We start from the raw sequence: 19,304 nt of genomic DNA on the forward strand, positions 1-19,304 counted from the left end.
TAAGACATCTTATTGACATAAGTCTTAAATGAGACTAAATTGGTGTTATTGTCTAATCTGGGAGCAAAGCAATGGCAACGATAGCAGAAGCTCAATATGCACCAAGTATCAATCATAGTGCAGCTTTTACCATGGGTAACAATATTCTTGAAAAATGGGGATGCTCTGCAGCTCAAAAACAAGCGATTTTAGGGATCCCAAAAAGCACTTTTCACCGTTATCAAAAAGATCCTAGCTCTGCCTCTTTAAGCAGCGATCAGCTTGAGCGCCTGAGCTATCTTGCTAATATTCATCAGGCATTAAGAATCATATTCTCAAACCCTGATAACGTTTATGGTTTTATGGGTATGGCTAATAGCAATCCATACTTTAATGGTAAAAGTCCGTTATCTATTATTAGCACCGGAAACTTTGGCGCCTTGTATGAAGTATTTAAGCGAATCGATAGCATGAGAAGCGGACAATGGTAGAGCAGAAACGTGTATCTTTCTCTAAACAAGCCTCTTATCGCATGGTTAACTCAAAGTTTCCGCCAATTACCTTGTTCGACGATGTAATAGACGAAACCGACTTTGAAACGGCATACGCCTTGCAAGCATTAACCAATCCCAGACATCTTGATGAGCTTGGCGATCTAAACCTTATTCCAACCAATGAAATACCTTTTGGTATAACAGGAGTAAACTACGTTACGGCGCCATTTACCCATGTTACCCCCGACGGCTCTCGTTTTAGTGATGGCTCATTCGGTGTCTTGTATCTTGCTGATACTGCGGAAACCGCGATAGCAGAAACTCGATATCACCAAGAAAAGTATTTTCGCAATATTGAAGGACTTCACTACGACACCGTTGATATGCGATGCCTTAAAGTAAAGTTCTCAGTAGAACTTATTGATGCTGTGTCAGTTGATGATATTCATACACCTGATGATTACACTGCCTCTAGAATTTTTGGCGCTAAAGTAAAAAAAGCAGAAGAAGCGGGTATTCAATATCGTTCAGTTAGACATAAAGGCGCTGTTTGTTGGGGACTCATGTCTCCCGTACATGTTGAGTCAGCGGTTCAAACCCAACACTTTGAATTTGTGTTTGATGGTAAGGGTATTTCAAAGGTTCGTGAACTGACTATGGAGTGTTAGCTGTTGGGTTTATTTATAAATCAGAGTAATAGCTTTTAAATTGTGTTGTTAGCGCCTGTAGCTTCATTTATCAAAGATGAACAAGCGACATAAATTTTGCGAGATTGAGTTCATAGGTTCTAAAAAATTACATAATATTTTTAATGCAACAAACTGCGTTTATTTGATGCTTGGCAAATTATTAAATAGAAAAATGATTTTGTTGCTGGTACATCTACATAATCAGAAATCACTAAATGGATAACTAGTAAATGGATAATTACAAATGAATGACATTGCTCAACTACATCTCAAAAATTGGCTAAATTATTTTTTTCTAATAATTATGTTAATAGTTCAAGGGTGCTCTCCTGATAAAAATAATCGAATAGAAGATCTTCCTGAGAGTGAGCAACGTGCATATGCTGATGCGCTTGCACTCTCTACTTCACAATCTGAGCCATATGCATATATTGAAGGGAGTGGTTATATCGACAAAATGGGACGAGGCTCTGTAGTTAGCTGGTTGTCTTCTAATAAAGTTATTTATGGTGTTAATTCCACGAAAAGAAAGAATAGCTTTTATGGTGTAGAATATTCTGATCTTGAATCGTCAAAACAAGTAAATATTCTAGATATTACAACCCATAAAACTATTCTCTATAAAAAAGGACAGTTGATAGGGCATAAAAATGGTAAAATACTTATCCGTTTAGCCATGGGTGGATACAATCCTAAAAACAACCAACATACGTCTAAACCTAAGTTGTTATATGGTAACTTAGGCTCGGAAACTCAAGAAGAATATGATCAAGCTAAAAGTAAGCCTTTCCAATACTTACCTCCTATAGATAAATGCCCTTTTGATAACACCAGTGGTGAGGCCTATGACGCATGGAAGTTGAGCTCAGAACATGGATGCTTACGAATTCCAAAAAATTATGGAAAAGATAAAAGGTGGATTTATTATCAAGCTAATGGACAAGCTCTTGAGCTTATTACTTCGTCAAGTCAATTCACTCCAGATTTCAAATGGATTAGTTGGTTAAAGGCTTATGTGATAGAAAATAGATTCCCTTCAATAGAAACTACAGCAACAGTGAGGGTTTTACATATAAATGGAAAGTTTGAGTTAATGGATATTAGTCCAGCACTTCAACATGCGAAACCAACAAAAGCAGGTATTATTGGTGCAGTCAATAATAAAGGTAGTATTGATGGACTTAGGCTTATTCATGATGGAACAGCGTATCAAATCACTAGAGGAATTGTACGGCTCACAGAAGTATCTCCAGATGGTTGTCAAGTTGCTTATGTAACAAATCAAAAGTTACGTGTGATTGATGTTTGTTCTATATTTTAGATAACGGTAAAGGGATTTGAATTCACTGGTAATTCAGGATCAAGCTTAACGTCCAAAGTTATCTAATTATCTATAAATCATCGTATTCTCTATATTCATCAGAAAAACATCCATGTTCAGCGATAAAATCATTGTATGATTTTATCGCTTTTTTATTTTCAGTTATCCATTTTTTAGCTTCAATTGTTTTTAACTTATTTTGTAGGGCTCGTTCTAATGTCGTTGATAAATTGATGTTATGAACTTTTGATTTTTTAAGTAAGTCGCTATTTAAATTAAGATTTATCTGTTTTTTAGGTGCATCTAAATCATATAGTGTTTGCATGGTTTTTATCTCTATCATTATTTAGTATTTAATTATGAGTATGGTAATAGCCATGCTTTTATAACTCATTACATTCGTATTATCCATAACTTGCAATCTACATCAAAAAGGTATAGTTTTTACTCTATGCATACTTTTGAATTTGATTTAAATAAAAGCCTTACCAATTTAGAAAAACATGGTATTGAATTTAATGAGGCAAAATTACTATGGGACGATCCTTATTTAGTCGAAATTCCTGCTAATACGAGCGACGAACCGCGCTATGTTATTATTACATTTTATAATGGTAAACACTGGTCAGCTGTTATTACATATCGAGATAATAATATTCGTATAATTTCAGTTAGGCGTTCTAGAACAAACGAGGTGAAATTTTATGAAAGCTTCTGATTTCGATAAAGAGTTTGATGCTGGTAATGATGTGCTTGCCAACTTAGATTTATCTAAAGCTAAACGAACAACGCAAGTGACCAAAAGGGTAAATGTTGACTTTCCTGAATGGATGTTAGATTCACTCGATCGTGAAGCAAGCCGTGTTGGCGTCACCAGACAATCAATTATTAAAGTGTGGTTGGCTGAACGTATTGAGAGTTTAAATAAACATCAATTTAAGCATGAGTAATGAGTGCTATTTATCAAGTAAAACGACTTGGTTAAGAGTGAGATTATTATTAAAGCTTCCTCTTAATTAAAAAACATACAACGCCTCTAAACTATCCTCAATAAATCCTTATTTTAACTCGTATTATCCCTATGCTTATGGTTAAATTTACTTAATTAAAATCCATAAGAAAGGTATCGTGTGATCTATCTTTATCCCGCTAATAAAATGGAAAATTTGTTAGTACTTTTAGATAAAATCCAACAGGTTTCACCACTTCCTATTTTCTCCAAAGACGTTATTGTTGTGCAAAATGCGGGTATGCAGCATTGGCTTAACATGTCGTTGGCAAAACAACGTGGTATCAGTATGAATATTGATTACGCGTTACCGTCTCAGTTTTTATGGAAGCTAGTCAGATCAATAGCTAGCGAAGAAGATGTGCCTGATCAATCGCCTTTCTCTCGTGAAGTACTCGCATGGCGAATTTTTACGTTATTTGCTCAGCCAGAAGTAATGAATGATGCTGATTTTGATACCGCAACTCAGTATTGGCGATCGCACACTTCAGCTTCAAACAATCAATTATCAAACAATCAACTAAAAGCCAGTTCAACTACTGATGTAGAACAGGGCGTAGATTTACCACCTGAGTTTGCAGACAAAATAACAAATACAGAACAATTAAAGCGTTATCAGCTTGCTTGCCAAATGGCCGATTTGTTTGAACAATATTTAATCTTTAGACCTACCTGGATTGATGCTTGGGAAAACGGAAATTTTACTGCGGGTTTTGTGCAAGGCGAACAATCAGACGCAGCTGAAATTGCTCAATGGCAAGGTAAGTTGTGGCACTTGTTAACGCGCGAGCAATCGTATAATCCTATTACCTTAATTGAACAAGCCATTACTCAACTTAATGCGGGCTGTTTTGATCAACAACAGTTAAAAAATAGTTTACCTAAACGTATTTCTTTTTTTGGTATTAATATTATGGCGCCTATGTGGTTGTCGTTTGTTAATGAACTTAGCGAATATGTTGATGTACACTTTTTTCATTTAAACCCGTGTTATGCCTATTGGGGCGATGTAATTACTGAAAAACAAGCGATTAAGTCGATTCAACAATGGGTAGACGGTTACGACGATATTACTCAGTCGGTGGGTAATCCGCTATTGGCTAATTTAGGCCAGCAAGGGCGCGAGTTTATGGCCTTGTTGCACGGTTACAGTACAATTAATATTGATGCTTTTGAGGATATTCACGACGAGTTAAATAATGAATCAAGTGATACCTCAGATGATACATCAAGTAATAACACCTCAACACAAGCCAGTGTGTTACAGCAAGTACAACACGACATTTTAACGCTAACGGATGCGCGTAATGCACCCATTGAACAACGCGATAACTCTATTGTATTTACCAGTTGTCATAGTGCTTTAAGAGAAGTGCAAGGGCTGCACGATTGGTTGTTACATCAATTTAATAACGACAGCATGTTAACACCCAAAGACGTTTTAGTGATGTGTCCGCAGGTAGAAGAATACGCACCTTACGTAAATGCTGTTTTTGCCCGAGGTTGGCAAGACTTTGACGATAAAGTACCGCCGTTGCCTTGTTCAATTGCTGATCGTGTTAGTAAAGATTCTGAGCCTGTTGTTGCTGCGTTTTCAGACTTGCTTACTTTGCCTGATAGCCGATTTCAGGTGTCGCAGTTGTTATCGTTTCTTCGTATTCCTGCTATGCAAACCAAGTTTGATTTAAGTATTGAAGACATTGATAAAATTTCAGTGTGGTTAGATCACGCCTCTATTCATTGGGGGCTTGATGAAGAGCATAAACAGCACACCCTTAAAACCCATGCCGTTTCAAATAACTTTACATGGCAGCAAGGTTTATCACGTTTATTGCGTGGCTTTGCGTTTGGCGATGTCGAAACCATTTACGATGAGCAATTATTATTACCCACAGTAGAAGGCAACGATGCTGAGTTACTTGGGCAGTTAATGCTGATATTAGAGCAACTGCAACAGTTTTCATTTAGCTTAACTAAAGAACGTACCGCAACTGAATGGCAAACTTTTTTAACTACCCTGATTAACGAGTTATTTGATACCAGCAATGACGACGGTTTTAACATTGTTACTGATGCCATTGAGTCGTTAATTGAATATTGCTTACACGCTAAATTTGAAGAGAAAATTGATTTACTGATAGTGCGCGATTTTTTAAATCAGCATTTTAGCCAACCAGATCCCGGCAAGCAGTTTATTGTGGGCCAAGTAACGTTTTGTTCTATGTTACCTATGCGGAGTATTCCTTTTAAAGTGATTGCTATATTGGGCTTAAACGATGGTTTGTTCCCAAGGCAACGTCAGCCCTTAAGTTTTGATTTAATGTCGATAACGCCTGCTATGTTAGGTGATAGATCGCGACGTGGCGACGATAGGTATTTATTTTTAGAAGCGATTATTTCTGCCAGACAATCACTTTACTTAAGTTATCAAGGTAAAAACATTAAAAACAACGCGCCGAAACAAGCGTCGTTAGTATTAAAAGAATTAATGGAGTATTTAACTTTAGGTTATGGTTGGGCTTTATCTGAAGAGAGTGCAGAAGACGCTAAAGTAAGCGATTATACGTCTCCCGATGGTAAGTTAAGACATTTACCTATGCAGCCTTTTAGCCATAAAAACTACCAAGGTTTGTTAAAAAGCTTTGATAACCATTGGCTAAACTTAGCGCGACTATCAAGCAAAGAGAATGCAGCGCAAGGTGATAACTTATCATCAGGCATTGATATTCCTTTGCCCGAATCAGACTTAATAGAATATTCAGCTGCAGATGCTTGTTATGTTATGCATGTTGAGTTGTCGCAGCTTATTGCCTTTTTTCAACATCCATCAAGATACTTTGCTAGAAAACAGCTCAACCTGAATTTTGATAATTATTCGTTAGAGTTAGACGATGTAGAGCCGTTTGAGTTTGACCGATTACAAAGCTATTTATTACGTGAACAATTAATAAAAGCTCAACTTACCGATGATGAAAGCACAATAGAAGCCGCAGAGCAGGCGGTTCAACAATGCTTAAAAGCAGCAGCTCTTTCGGGGAAATTTCCTGAAGCGGCAACCCGAGATATAACTTTTGAAAGTTGGAAGTTAGACAGTGAAAATTTTAGTCAAACCATTACAGAGCATAACGGTAAAATTAAACATAAAGAAGACTGTGCAATAACATTCGATTTAGATGCACAAACCTCGCAATTGCTAATACAAAAGTTAACGGGTAACAGTAGTTCAGTAGGCGTTAAAGTAAAAATATCGACTAAGTTACCTATAAGTGACGACAAGTTAGTGTTTTATCGCAGCAGTTCGCCTAAGTTTAAAGATTTTATTACCTTATATTTTCACCAATGTGTGTTGACGATTGCGAAAGAGCAATTAGCTGAAAAAGCATCACTTATTGAAGGTGTTACCGCCACACATGGTTTTTACTTTGATACCAAAAGCCAGAAAGTAACGCAGTTTAAATATGGCGAAATAGTAGACCCTAAAGCTCAGTTACTTAAGTTTATTCAACAATATATTGTCGGTTTGCAACAGCCGTTATTAGTGAATGGTGAAATTGCTGAAAAAGCCTTTAAAGCGAAAGTGTTTGAACAAGCGCAATTCGAACTTTATTGGAGTGATCCTAATTCGATGATGTCGTTAGGTGACGATCCTTACATTCATTACTTTTGGCCACAATGCCCTAATTACGAAGAGGTTCAACCTAACATTGAGTATTTATACCTTGATGTTTTTAACGCAAGGGAGCAAATAAAGTAATGGCTAATACGATGATTCAAAATCTAAGTGCTCATACTATTCCTTTGCAGGGTAAACATTTAATTGAAGCCAGCGCAGGAACAGGTAAAACCTTTAATATAACGCGTATTTATTTACGCTTACTGTTAGAGAAAAACCTAACGGTTGAACAAATATTAGTGATGACCTTCACTAAAGACGCAACGGAAGAACTACGCGGCCGAATAGACGCTTTTATCAGACAAGCCCTAAACGAGTGGGATACGTTATCAGTAGAAGATGAATATTTTATTGCCATAGCAAAACACGTTGAAGCCGCTGACGCCAAAATACGCTTAAAACAAGCGTTATTGTATTTAGATGAAGCGTCTATTTTTACCATTCATGGTTTTTGTAAAAGGGTGCTTACTCAACATGCTTTTACCAGCGGACAATCATTTAACTTAGCGATGGAGTCAGATTGTAACGATGTGCTGCTAGAAAGCACGCAAGATTGGTACAGAGTGTTAGCAAAGCAATCGTCAGAGCAATTTTTATTAATATCTGAGTTTTGGCCAACACCGCATGTATTTGTTAATCAGTTTGCTAAAGCAATCAATCAGGGAAATTCGAGTACATTAGATTTAATTGATGAAATTTCAGTTATTGAAAACTTTATTGATATTGTTGTGCAAGCAAGAACCTCGTTACAAAATAATAACGCTGAATTAGTCGCGTATTTGGTTGATGTTAAAAAGGGCGCAGACAGAGAAGTTAGACTACAAGAACTGAACGAATTAATTGATTGGCTGATTAAATTAGAAGGCGAACTAAAAACCAATATTCAATCAGCTTTGGTGTTAGCGAATGGCAAAATGCCTGATGCTTTTATTGATGGAAAACGCTATTCACGTTCAGCGAATAAAGAAATATTACTCGCAATATTTGAACCCGTAAAACAAGTAAAAACGTTATGTAAAAGCTTGAATAAAAGTATTAATCGCGCGAAAGCTTTATCTGTTGTGAGAGAAGGTATTTACTCAATACGTAAAGATGTAAACGATAAAAAGCTCACACGTGATTTAGTGAGCTTTGACGATTTAATTAGTCGCTTAGCTAATCAGCTAAGTGTAACGCGTAACGATAATGCTATTGAATTTAAAGAAAATAATTTAAACGTAGATGATGAGGCGAATAATAAGAATAACTCACTCGCAGAGTTATTATTTAAGCAATATCCCGTTGCATTAGTGGATGAATTTCAAGATACCGACCCTCAACAATTTACTATTTTACAAGCCATATATTACCAACAGCCTACAGCTGCTCTTTATATGATTGGTGATCCTAAACAAGCCATTTATGGATTCAGAGGCGGCGATGTATTTGCCTATTTAGCTGCACGTTCTGGCTGTGATTACCAATGGATAATGGACACCAATTGGCGTTCAAGTGAGTCGATGATTCAAGGTTACAATCGCTTATTTTATGGCAATAATTTAGACCAAGGCGCTACCGATGTTTTTAAATACAACATTGAATATATACCGGTAAAAGCATCGCCTAAAGCGGCCGAAAAACAATTAGCCGATGCGACTTTTAAAGCATTGCAGTTTGTGCATTTTACGCCAGAAAAAACTAGAGGTTCTGTTAATCAAGCTTTTAGACCCACCATGGCCAAGTGGTGTGCACATGAAATTATTCGTTTACTGGGCTTAAATAACACAAGTAAACATACAAGTGAGAACATTCAACCGCAAAATATCGCCATTTTAGTGCGCGACGGTGCCGAGGCGAGTGTAATAAAACAAGCATTAGATGATGCGGGTTTGGCCTCTGTATTTATGAGTAATCGTTCAAACTTATTAAAAAGTGCGCAAACACAACAATTGGTACAAGTACTTAAAGGTATTTTGTTTGTTGAAAACGATCGCTATTTTTCTGCGGCTTTAGCGTCTGACTTATTAGGTTTTACCGCGAATAAACTGTATGCACTTCAACAAGACGAACTTGCTTGGCAAAATCTTAAATTGTCTTTTGCTGCTTTAAAACAAGAGTGGGAAAGCAAAGGTTTTATCGGTATGGCGTTAAAGTTAATGCACGAACACTTTACTGCATTTATGCATGATAAAGACCGCGTATTAACTAACTTACTGCATTTGTTTGAACTGTTGCAATCAGCCAGCCAACGCCATAAACAACCGCAAGAGTTATTGTATTGGTTTGAACAACAAACCCTACAAGATAACCCTGATATTGAAGCCGAGCTACGATTAGAAAGTGACGATGACTTGATTCGAATTGTGACTCAGCATGGCGCAAAAGGTTTGGAATATCCTATTGTATTTGTGCCTTTTGCGACACGTTTTAAAGATCCCCTTAAATTCGGTGCACGTGCGGTAACCTTTATTGAATATCATAACGAGCAAGGGCAACTAGCGTTAAGCTTAGATGGCACCGAAAAAGCCAAACAAGCCATGGCAGACGAAGCTTATGCTGAAGCAGTTCGACTTTTATACGTAGCGGTAACAAGAGCAGAGCAACGCTGTTATATGTTAACGGTTGAATTTGATAAATGCGAAAACTCGCCATTAGGACAAGCCTTACATTGGCAAAAAGGTTGTGATATTGAGCAAAGTATTCAGCAATTAGTAGCTGATAACCCAGATGATATTGCGCTTCTTACGATTAACGACATAGAAGCATTACAAAACGAAAATCTAACTTATATTGGTGAAGACTCGGCATTACAAGCGCAAAATATGCAAATGTTAGCTGCCGAAACTTTCCGTGGAAAAATTGAACGCGACTGGTGGCTAAGCTCTTTTTCAGCCTTGAGTAGAAACCTAAAACATAAGGGTGTATCAAGTCCCGATCGAGATAATGAGCTTAATAATCAAGAAGACGCTAGTTTAGCGCTGATGTTAAATGTTGCTCATAATTTGGTAGATATTCAACCGCCGAGCTTAGCTAATCAATTACGTTTTGTGATTGAAAAGGGCGCTCGTACCGGTAATTTATTACATAACATTCTTGAGCTCTTACAGTTTGATGATCCTAATTGGGAGCTTGCACTTGAACGCCCACTAACCCGTTATGGCGAGTTCACTATAGGTTACACAGAACATGATCTTCAGCATTGGCTTGAGCAAGCATTATTAGCACCTTTAAATATTGATGATTCAGATACCTTTTGTTTGCAAGATTTGTCTTTAAATCACTGCATTAAAGAAAGTGAATTTTATTTCCCGATGAATGCAAATAGCGCTAACGAGTTAACTAACTTACTCACTGAACATCGTAAAGGCGGTAATACTCATAACAATATGATTGAAGCGTTATCAAGCTCGGTACAATTACCTTATTACCAAAAATTAAAAGGTATGATGCACGGTTTTATTGATTTGATTTTTGAAAAAAATGGCAAGTTTTATGTGTGCGATTATAAGTCGACCTTTTTAGGTGAAGATTTTAGTTTTTACACACAAGAAGCCATGAGAGCCGATATTGAACATAACCATTACGACTTACAGTATTTAATTTATTCGTTGGCATTGCATCGTTACTTGGCATTTTCATTACCTGATTATGATCCCGAGCAACATTTTGGTGGTATTTATTACTTGTATTTAAGAGGTCTAACTAACGATCCTACTTATAAAGGAGCAGGCGTGTATCACCGTGCTATTAACATAGACGAGCTTGAATTACTCGATGCACTTTTTACTGGCGAGCATGTAACAGCAGAACATATTGCTAGAGAAAATGGTACAAGGGAGCAAGCTGATGTTTGATCAAACAGAGGGTAAAACTTTTAATAAGACTTTCAACAAACCAGCATATGCAAGCTATGCGCTAGCGAAAAAAGAAATAGCGTCTATAGCGCCTATCGATTATTTTTTTGCGAAAGACTTAGTTCAGCTGTTCAATCTTAATGAAACACAGCGTACAGAGCTCTTTCATTTGTTAATGGCGTTAAGTCAAAGCTTGAGAGAAGGGCATGTTTGTTTGCCTATTCACGCAATAGCTAATACCCAGTATGGCTATTTAAGTGACGATTTTGGTTTAGTGCAACACCATGGGTATATTTTTTCAGATGTGGCATCTTTACACCAATTACTCGATATGATGAATATTGGAGCTGAGGCAGAGCAGCCGATTGTTTATCATAATCATAATGTTTATATGCGCCGTTATTTTCAGTTTGAGCAAGACTTGTTTAAGTCGATTGCTGAAAAGAATACAGCTGACACTGATGAGCTTTCACAAGCAGATATCAATCTAAATATTAATATAAATAATAAACAGTGTATTGATATGTTATTTCCCGAAACGAATGCAGCAAACACGGAAATAGATTGGCAAAAAGTTGCGGTAGCAAACGCGTTAAATAAAAACTTTAGTGTAATAGCTGGTGGGCCAGGTACAGGAAAAACCTATACGGTAACTAAATTATTGGCCGCTTTAGTGTATTTACATCAACAAAAGCAAAGCGCTAACTTACATGCTCAACAAGCTGCATCGCTTAACATAGCGTTAGTTGCGCCAACAGGTAAAGCCGCTCAACGTTTATCTGAATCTATCGTAAATGCTATAACAGGATTTAGAGGCGCCATTTCGGATGACATTTTAAATGAAATACCAAGCGATACACACACTATTCATCGTTTATTAGGTGTTATTCCGAATAGCCCTAACTTTCGATTTAATGAGGAAAATCCTTTAAACATTGATGTATTGTTGATTGATGAAGTGTCGATGGTTGACCTTGCAATGATGAACCGCGTGTTTAAAGCATTACCCTTAGGTTGCAAAGTGATTTTATTGGGCGATGCTGATCAACTCCCGTCTGTAGCAGCTGGTAGTGTTTTAAGTGATGTAGCGCCTCGACCTTTTTTAGGTTATAGCCGAGAAAACGCTCACTATTTAAAACAGGTAACAGGTTTTAATGTACCTCAAATATCGAAAAAATCAGAAAATAAACAAGTACTCAACCAAGCATCAAACCTATTTAATAGCTGCGATAACGTAACTTTTTTAACTAAAAGTAGACGCTTTGACGGGCAAGGCGGTATTGGGCAATTATCTCAAGCGGTTATTGCAGGTAATTACGATCAAAGCTGGGCTTTATTAAATCAAGCTACAGGCGAAAATCAAATAACACATTTACAAGGCGAACTGGTTGAATGGTTATGGCCTTTAGTTAAACAGTATTACCTTCCTATTTTTAAGTGTATAAGTGTGGGTGATGCGTTTGCGCTATTTAATCAATTCAGGGTGTTATGTGCCACGCGCGTTGGTGAGCAAGGTGTCGACTTTTTAAATGAGTTAATTACGTCGTTACTGATCAATAAAGGGGTTATTCGATCAGATAAAGTGCTTTATCAGGGGCGACCTATCATGATTTCAGAGAATAATTATCATCAAGGTTTGTATAATGGCGATATAGGCTTTTTATGGAAAAATGATGCGGGGCATTTAATGGCAGTGTTTGAAGATGTTGATGATACTTACCGTTGGATCATGACCAGTAAATTGCCTCATTACGAAACCGTGTATGCAATGACCATCCATAAAACACAAGGGAGTGAGTTTTCTCATGTTGCTATGATTTTACCCAATCAAAAAGACAATCGACTATTATCGCAAGAATTGTTATATACTGGCATCACAAGAGCAAAAACTCATATTAGTATTGCTTCAAACGCGAGAGTATGGAGACAAGGTGTAGAAACAAAAGTTAAACGCTATTCAGGTTATTTTAAGAATTCTTAAATTTTCAATTAACATATTACCAAGAAGAATGTACATTTTTTATGCAATTAATAGATATAGACAAATCACTTTACCGAAAACGATTAAACATTGTTATCGGGCTTTCCATCCTATGCTTAACTTTTTTTTCCATTAGTTTTGGCGCCATCCTCATTCAATTATTTGGGCATGCATTACCCGCGGTTCATCCAGAAACGGGTGAGCCATTAAGTAATTTTAGGTTTAATTTTGTTGGCGTTATTTTAGGTTTACTTACTTGTATAAGTATTTTACAACAATTAAAAAACCATCCGTTTTGTTATGAAATTCATTATGTTATGAAATTAAAACAAATTCATAACATAATATATAGACGCTTGAAAAACATAAAAAAAGCGGCTCAAGACTATGAAACGGAAGGTGATGTTAATGCCTTTATTGTGTTGAATTATTATTATACCAGTTTAAAGCAAGTATATTTGCTTGATAACAACACATTAACGCTTTCTGCTTTAGCAAGAGATACGGAAGCCTTACAAGACCGCATGAAAACTCTAAATATTGAAGTTAATACCGATCAATTTGAAAGAGTTATGTTAATTGATTATCGCTAAGTTGTTTAAAATTTACAGAGTAGATTAATAATGAAAAAAATTAAAAATGAAGCAGATCTTCTTAAAAAAGCTATTGAAGTAGGTGAAAAGTACGCTAAAAACCGTGGTTACAAAGGTTTTGATGCGACAAATTCGGCAAAAGATAAAGTAGAAGCTCTTTATCGTTTATTAGTAAACGATAAGTTGGTTCAGCCTTTAGCGGTTACCGATGAAGATCAACCTCATATGAAACATAAACTTGCGTTATGGATTTCGAAACAGCTACCAGCTGATCATCCATTGAATCAATAAATTTATAAACGATAGAACTGACTGATGAACCGTAAAAAGAAAATTAACCAAGTGTTAAAAAGCAAAGTTAAAAAAGCGAATGCTAAGCTACAGAAAAGCAATAAACCTAAATATATCTCGAAAGCTGAACGTGAAAAAATTGCGTTAGCAGCAGAGCAAGCAGAAGAATAATCTTCAAGAGGTGTTTCTTTTATACTAGGTTGGTTGCTGGTTATTAAGTTGTTTTTCTCTCTAATGTTTGCGCTGATATTTGACTCTCTCTAAATTGTGAGGGTAATTGGTCAAACATTTTTTTGAATTGCTTACTAAAGTAGCTGTGTTCACTAAATCCCGTTGCGTTCGCAATATCAGAAATAGATCGGTTTGTTTCTACGAGTAAGCGTCTGGCGTTTTCTAATCTAATTTCATTTAGAAATTGTTTAGGCGTTTTTGCTAAATACTTTTTAAAGCGGCGTTCTAGCGCGCTTACCGACAAATGCGCAACGCCGGCAAGTTCGTTAATACAGATGTCATTCATATAATTATTTTTTATATATTCTACTGGAGTCTGTACTGCGTTTAGGCCTGATAAAACCTCTGAAGTTTTGTTTAAATGTCGAGTAATTCCGTAAGTACCAACAACTTCACCCGATTGATTACGCAATGCCCGTTTAGATGTTGTAAACCACGACAACTTGCCATTTTTAATACTATTCATTTCTAAACGATCATTTACTACATGACCTTGTATATTTATTGTTTTTTTTGAAAGGCTTTATCAATACGCCGAATTTATCATATAAAAAAACGAATTTATCTTAACATCATTTTATCTTTAACTTTAATATCAATGGTCAGTTTATTTCTATTTAGTACAACTGTTATACCCGTAACCATTCAAGATGCCCTGAAATACGCATCTTGAATGGCTACGGGTATATATAACGATAAAACTAAAATAATAATTATAGAGGAAACAAAATGACTGAAAGTAATCAAAACAGCTCTCGACTGTTTTTAATCAGCTGTATAGCATTAACGGTTACAGCAATGACATTCGCAATAAGAGCGGGGATTCTTGGACAACTAGGTGTTGAATTTGAATTAAATTCAGAAGAATTAGGCTGGGTTAACTCCATGGCTTTTTTAGGTTTTCCGTTAGCTATGATGTTTGGAGGTGGTTTATATAACGCCTTAGGTGCTAAAAATTTACTTATTATTGCTTTTGTTGGGCATTTATTAGGTTTAGTACTAACGATAACCGCTGGTGGTTTCTGGGGGCTGTTTATTTCTAGTTTATTTATTGGTTTTGCCAATGGCTCAGTTGAGGCTGCATGTAATCCTTTAATTTCAGAAAGCTACCCAACCAAAAAAACCGCTATGTTAAACCGATTTCATGTCTGGTTTCCAGGGGGGATTGTTATTGGTTCATTAGTATCTAAGTTTATGACCGATGCAGGTTTAGGTTGGCAAATGCAAATAGGTGTTATGTTGTTACCTACACTGGTTTATGGCGTAATGACGTTTAGCCAACAATTTCCTAAATTTGAAAATGTTAAATTGTCTACTGCAAGTAACTTTAAAGCATTGTTCTCACCATTATTTTTGTTTATGGCATTTTGTATGACATTAACGGCAACATCAGAGTTGGCAACAGGACAATGGATTAATACCATTTTAGGTGCGTCTGGTGCATCACCAATGATCATATTAGCAATGATCACAGGTTTAATGGCGGTAGGACGTTACTTTGCAGGGCCTATTGTACATCGTTTGAACCCAGCGGGTGTTTTACTATGTTCTGCAATTTTAACCACTCTGGGTTTATATTTATTAAGTACCAGTACAGGTGGTTTAGTATATGTGGCGGCAATCGTTTTTGCTTTAGGTGTGACTTATTTTTGGCCAACTATGATTGGTTTTATCGCCGAAAATGTTCCACAAAGTGGCGCATTAGGTATGTCGATTATTGGTGGCGCAGGTATGTTTGCGGTAAGTATGTGGAATCCTGTTATTGGCCAGTGGATAGATGATGCTAAAGCTAAAGCCTTACTTAAAGTAACTGAAGGTGTGAACCCTGAATTAGTCGCAGGGCAAGAAGTACTTTCAACGATGATAGTGTTTCCTGCTATTCTTATCGTGGCTTTTAGCTTGTTATACGTATACATGAAAAAGAAGAAAGCAGAGTAAATTTATACCCGTATCATTCTGCACTCTGAAATACGCATCTTGATTGGTAACGGGTATATATACCTGTTTTCTAAGCATAAAAAACCAGTCAATAGACTGGTTTTTTAGTTTAAAGCAGGGCTTCAAATATTAGTTTTTGTAGCTATCGTTATGAACACTCATAACAGCACGGCCAGATGGATCCGCGTTGTTTGTAAAGCTTTCATCCCAGGCTAGTGCTTCTTGAGTACTACAAGCAACAGACTTACCACCAATTACACAATCTGCGGCAGAAGGTAATGGGTACTTGTCTTCAAAAATACAACGGTAGTAATAAGCTTCTTTACTGTCTGGTGTATTTACAGGGAATCTGTATTCAGCACTTTCTAATTCGTGATCCGTTACTTGTGTTTCAATAAACTCTTTTAAGCTATCGATCCAAGAATAACCTACGCCATCAGAAAATTGCTCTTTTTGACGCCATAAGATTTCTTTTGGTAAATAACCTTCGAAAGATTCACGTAAAATCGCTTTTTCCATTTTACCGTTACCACATAACTTATCTTCTGGGTTGATGCGCATAGCAACGTCCATAAAGTTTTTGTCTAAGAATGGTACACGAGCTTCAATACCCCAAGCGGACATAGACTTGTTAGCACGAAGACAATCGAATTTATGTAAACGGTCAAGCTTACGGTTAAGCTCTTCATGAAACTCTTTAGCGTTTGGTGCTTTGTGGAAATATAAGTAACCACCAAAAATTTCATCAGCGCCTTCACCAGAAAGTACCATTTTAATACCCATAGCTTTAATTTTACGCGCCATTAAATACATTGGGGTAGAAGCACGAATCGTTGTAACATCGTAAGTTTCTAAATGGTAAATAACTTCTTTAAGTGCATCGATACCTTCTTGCTCAGTAAAAATAACTGAGTGATGAATAGTACCAATAGCATCAGCAACTGTTTGTGCCGCAACTAAATCTGGAGAGCCCGCTAAGCCACAGGCGAACGAGTGAACTTTTGGCCACCAAGCTTCAGATAAATCATTTTCTTCAATACGACGAGCCGCAAATTTTTGTGTAATAGCAGAAATAAGTGATGAATCTAAACCACCAGAAAGTAACACACCGTAAGGTACGTCAGTCATAAGGTGACTTTTAACTGATTCTTCTAATGCTTCACGAATTTTAGTTGTGCTTGTTGTATTGTCTTTAATCGCATCATATTTGTGCCAGTTACGGTTGTAGTATTTTTGCAACTCACCAACACGGCTATCTAAAATATGACCAGGAGGAAATTCGCTCACTGTTTTACAAATAGGCATTAACGCTTTCATTTCTGAAGCAACATAAAAGTTACCTTCTGCATCGTAGCCAGTGTAAAGCGGGATAATACCAATATGATCACGTGCGATAAGGTAAGAGTTGTCTGTTTCGTTATATAAACAAAAAGCAAACATACCTTGAAGTTTATCTACAAACTCAACACCAAACTCTTCATATAAAGGCAGTATTACTTCACAGTCAGAACCTGTTTTAAATGTGTAATCAACGTTTAAGTTTTTAGCCAATTCTTTATGGTTATATATTTCACCATTAACAGCTAATACGTGAGTTTTATCTTGATTGTATAGTGGTTGCGCGCCATTTTCTGTATCTACAATTGAAAGACGTTCATGAACAAGAATGGCGTGCTCATTACTGTAAACACCTGACCAATCTGGTCCACGGTGACGTAAAAGGCGAGAAAGTTCTATTGCTTTTGGGCGTAATTCTTCAGCCCCGTTTTTTATATCTAATATACCAAAGATCGAACACATTGAAGCGCTACTCCTTTATAGTTAAGTTATATACAATCGTTTATTTTGAATGAAATTGTGACATTTTCTTGAGGTGTTATGACAGAAATAAACAGGAAACAAGTCGTCAGAAGACACTTTGCCATTTTTGTAGGAAAAATCAATATAAATATGGTGATGATCTTAAATTATTTTATGTGTACTATGTCGCCATAAAATATAATAAGTAATTCAAAACAGACTAATTATTGTTAAGTGAACAATAAATTGAATCTGATTGATATAAAAACAGGGTCGTTTTTTCATGTTATTTACTAATAAATTAGCTTGCTCTATAGCTATAGCTCTTTCTATATGTAGTCTTAATGCCCAATCGATAACGATTGAAGAACAACGTATAGAAAAAGCAATTAAAGTTATGCCATCTGTTTCTTTGGCGCTGTCTGAACGCGTAGATTTATTTGCTGAGCAAGTGCAAAAAGCACGCAATTTAACTGTGCTAAGTCAATTATCTATTAGACACGGTAAAGGCATATGGAATGATGCTAAACAACATTTTAAAAATACCAATAGTTATGATGATAGGCCGTTGTATTGGTCTCGACTGCAAATGTCTAAAGCCCTTAAAAGTACTAAGGCTTATAAAGAGTCATTACCAGATCAGCAAAATAAATTACTTTGGAAATTTGAATTATATTCACGTGGTCAAACGGATATTAAATACGATAAAAATACCAACAAAAAAATCTTAATTACAGGCTTTGACCCTTTTTTACTTGATCGAAATATCAAGCAAAGTAATCCATCAGGCATTAGTGCACTTGTTTTAGATGATTTAGTGATTAGTACTGAAGGTAAAAGTGCTGAAATAGAAACACTTATTTTACCTGTGCGATTTTCAGACTTTGACCAAGGCATTGTTGAAGAGATATTAACACCTTATTTGAGTGTTAACGCCGTTGATATGATCATAACGGTGAGTATGGGAAGAAATAGCTTTGAGTTAGAGCGTTTTCCTGGCTTAAGGAGAAGCTCTGTAGCGCCAGATAATTTGAATGTATTAACAGGCGCTAGTAAAGATGAACCGTTAGTTCCTATGTTGCACGATAAAAAGCTTAATGGCCCTGAATTTTTAGAATTTACTTTGCCCTCTGCACAAATGAAGAATGCAGCTGGATTTTATCCAGTTGAAGATAATCGCATTGTTACGACTAAAAATATGACATTAGAAGTTCAAGCATTAACTGAATTAATGAATGAAATTTCGGTACAAGGTTCAGGTGGTGGTTATTTGTCTAATGAAGTGTCGTATCGTAGTTTATTGTTAAGAGATTTATACAGCCCAGTATTGCCAGTTGGGCATATTCATACACCAAGTATTAAAGGGCATGATAACAATAAATTAGAACTCATTGTGACTCAGCTTAAAGCGATGTTAACTCAAGGGTTAAAAACATTGTAGTTGTTCTTAATATCAAAAGTGAGTTGAAATT

Annotated in this window: 16 protein-coding genes; 13 read left to right on the forward strand and 3 right to left on the reverse strand. The window is 36.3% G+C overall.

The features are described 5' to 3' along the window. Window positions 1–71: 71 nt before the first annotated feature. From ACM9HF_RS01845 to ACM9HF_RS01855, 3 genes are all read left to right on the forward strand, one after another. The gene (locus ACM9HF_RS01845; protein WP_473614018.1) at window positions 72–470 is read left to right on the forward strand and encodes an antitoxin Xre-like helix-turn-helix domain-containing protein; all 399 of its coding nucleotides are present in this window, start codon (window positions 72–74) and stop codon (window positions 468–470) included. Further along, window positions 464–1,141, forward strand: coding sequence for an RES family NAD+ phosphorylase (locus tag ACM9HF_RS01850; protein ID WP_473614019.1), 678 nt, complete (start codon window positions 464–466; stop codon window positions 1,139–1,141). Before ACM9HF_RS01845 ends, ACM9HF_RS01850 begins: the two co-directional genes overlap by 7 nt. Window positions 1,142–1,466: 325 nt before the next feature. Continuing rightward, window positions 1,467–2,483 (forward strand): hypothetical protein, encoded by a 1,017-nt coding sequence (locus ACM9HF_RS01855; protein ID WP_473614020.1) that lies wholly within the window; start codon window positions 1,467–1,469, stop codon window positions 2,481–2,483. A gap of 70 nt (window positions 2,484–2,553) precedes the next feature. On the opposite strand, the gene ACM9HF_RS01860 is transcribed toward ACM9HF_RS01855, so the two are convergent. After that, window positions 2,554–2,808, reverse strand: a complete 255-nt coding sequence (locus ACM9HF_RS01860; protein ID WP_473614021.1) for a type II toxin-antitoxin system CcdA family antitoxin — start codon at window positions 2,806–2,808, stop codon at window positions 2,554–2,556. 126 nt (window positions 2,809–2,934) lie between these two features. Between ACM9HF_RS01860 and ACM9HF_RS01865 the strand changes: the two genes are divergently transcribed. The 8 genes from ACM9HF_RS01865 to ACM9HF_RS01900 all read left to right on the forward strand — a co-directional run bounded on the left by ACM9HF_RS01865 (window position 2,935) and on the right by ACM9HF_RS01900 (window position 14,034). Then, on the forward strand, window positions 2,935–3,201 hold the full coding sequence (locus ACM9HF_RS01865) for a BrnT family toxin (RefSeq protein ID WP_473614022.1): 267 nt from the start codon (window positions 2,935–2,937) through the stop codon (window positions 3,199–3,201). After that, window positions 3,188–3,433, forward strand: a complete 246-nt coding sequence (gene brnA, locus ACM9HF_RS01870) for a type II toxin-antitoxin system BrnA family antitoxin (RefSeq protein WP_473614023.1) — start codon at window positions 3,188–3,190, stop codon at window positions 3,431–3,433. The genes ACM9HF_RS01865 and brnA overlap by 14 nt, the downstream gene beginning before the upstream one ends. A 180-nt stretch (window positions 3,434–3,613) precedes the next feature. Next, window positions 3,614–7,246 carry an exodeoxyribonuclease V subunit gamma gene (gene recC, locus ACM9HF_RS01875; protein WP_473614024.1) on the forward strand — a complete coding sequence of 1,211 codons (3,633 nt, stop codon included), beginning with the start codon at window positions 3,614–3,616 and terminating at the stop codon, window positions 7,244–7,246. Continuing rightward, complete coding sequence (gene recB / locus ACM9HF_RS01880; RefSeq protein WP_473614025.1) at window positions 7,246–10,998, forward strand: exodeoxyribonuclease V subunit beta; 3,753 nt, start codon at window positions 7,246–7,248, stop codon at window positions 10,996–10,998. Before recC ends, recB begins: the two co-directional genes overlap by 1 nt. Beyond that, window positions 10,991–12,979: an exodeoxyribonuclease V subunit alpha gene (gene recD / locus ACM9HF_RS01885; protein WP_473614026.1), complete on the forward strand. Its 1,989-nt coding sequence runs from the start codon at window positions 10,991–10,993 to the stop codon at window positions 12,977–12,979. The genes recB and recD overlap by 8 nt, the downstream gene beginning before the upstream one ends. Window positions 12,980–13,020: 41 nt before the next feature. Further along, the gene (locus tag ACM9HF_RS01890) at window positions 13,021–13,572 is read left to right on the forward strand and encodes a DUF3087 family protein (RefSeq protein WP_473614027.1); all 552 of its coding nucleotides are present in this window, start codon (window positions 13,021–13,023) and stop codon (window positions 13,570–13,572) included. Window positions 13,573–13,602: 30 nt separating this feature from the next. Continuing rightward, the gene (locus ACM9HF_RS01895) at window positions 13,603–13,863 is read left to right on the forward strand and encodes a DUF5062 family protein (RefSeq protein WP_473614028.1); all 261 of its coding nucleotides are present in this window, start codon (window positions 13,603–13,605) and stop codon (window positions 13,861–13,863) included. Between the two features lie 24 nt (window positions 13,864–13,887). Continuing rightward, window positions 13,888–14,034 carry a DUF2986 domain-containing protein gene (locus ACM9HF_RS01900; protein WP_077341957.1) on the forward strand — a complete coding sequence of 49 codons (147 nt, stop codon included), beginning with the start codon at window positions 13,888–13,890 and terminating at the stop codon, window positions 14,032–14,034. Window positions 14,035–14,077: 43 nt separating this feature from the next. On the opposite strand, the gene ACM9HF_RS01905 is transcribed toward ACM9HF_RS01900, so the two are convergent. Beyond that, window positions 14,078–14,560, reverse strand: coding sequence for a helix-turn-helix domain-containing protein (locus tag ACM9HF_RS01905; RefSeq protein WP_473614029.1), 483 nt, complete (start codon window positions 14,558–14,560; stop codon window positions 14,078–14,080). A gap of 263 nt (window positions 14,561–14,823) precedes the next feature. Between ACM9HF_RS01905 and ACM9HF_RS01910 the strand changes: the two genes are divergently transcribed. Further along, entirely contained in the window at window positions 14,824–16,032 is a 1,209-nt protein-coding gene (locus ACM9HF_RS01910; protein ID WP_473614030.1) for an MFS transporter, read from the forward strand. A 129-nt stretch (window positions 16,033–16,161) separates the two neighbouring features. Here the strand turns inward: ACM9HF_RS01910 and asnB are convergent, their stop codons facing one another. Continuing rightward, window positions 16,162–17,832: an asparagine synthase B gene (gene asnB / locus ACM9HF_RS01915; protein WP_473614031.1), complete on the reverse strand. Its 1,671-nt coding sequence runs from the start codon at window positions 17,830–17,832 to the stop codon at window positions 16,162–16,164. Between the two features lie 283 nt (window positions 17,833–18,115). Between asnB and ACM9HF_RS01920 the strand changes: the two genes are divergently transcribed. Further along, window positions 18,116–19,273 carry a pyroglutamyl-peptidase I gene (locus ACM9HF_RS01920; RefSeq protein ID WP_473614032.1) on the forward strand — a complete coding sequence of 386 codons (1,158 nt, stop codon included), beginning with the start codon at window positions 18,116–18,118 and terminating at the stop codon, window positions 19,271–19,273. Window positions 19,274–19,304: the final 31 nt, after the last annotated feature.

Source organism: Colwellia sp. RE-S-Sl-9, assembly GCF_048296855.1.
In the GTDB taxonomy this organism is placed as follows: domain Bacteria; phylum Pseudomonadota; class Gammaproteobacteria; order Enterobacterales; family Alteromonadaceae; genus Pseudocolwellia.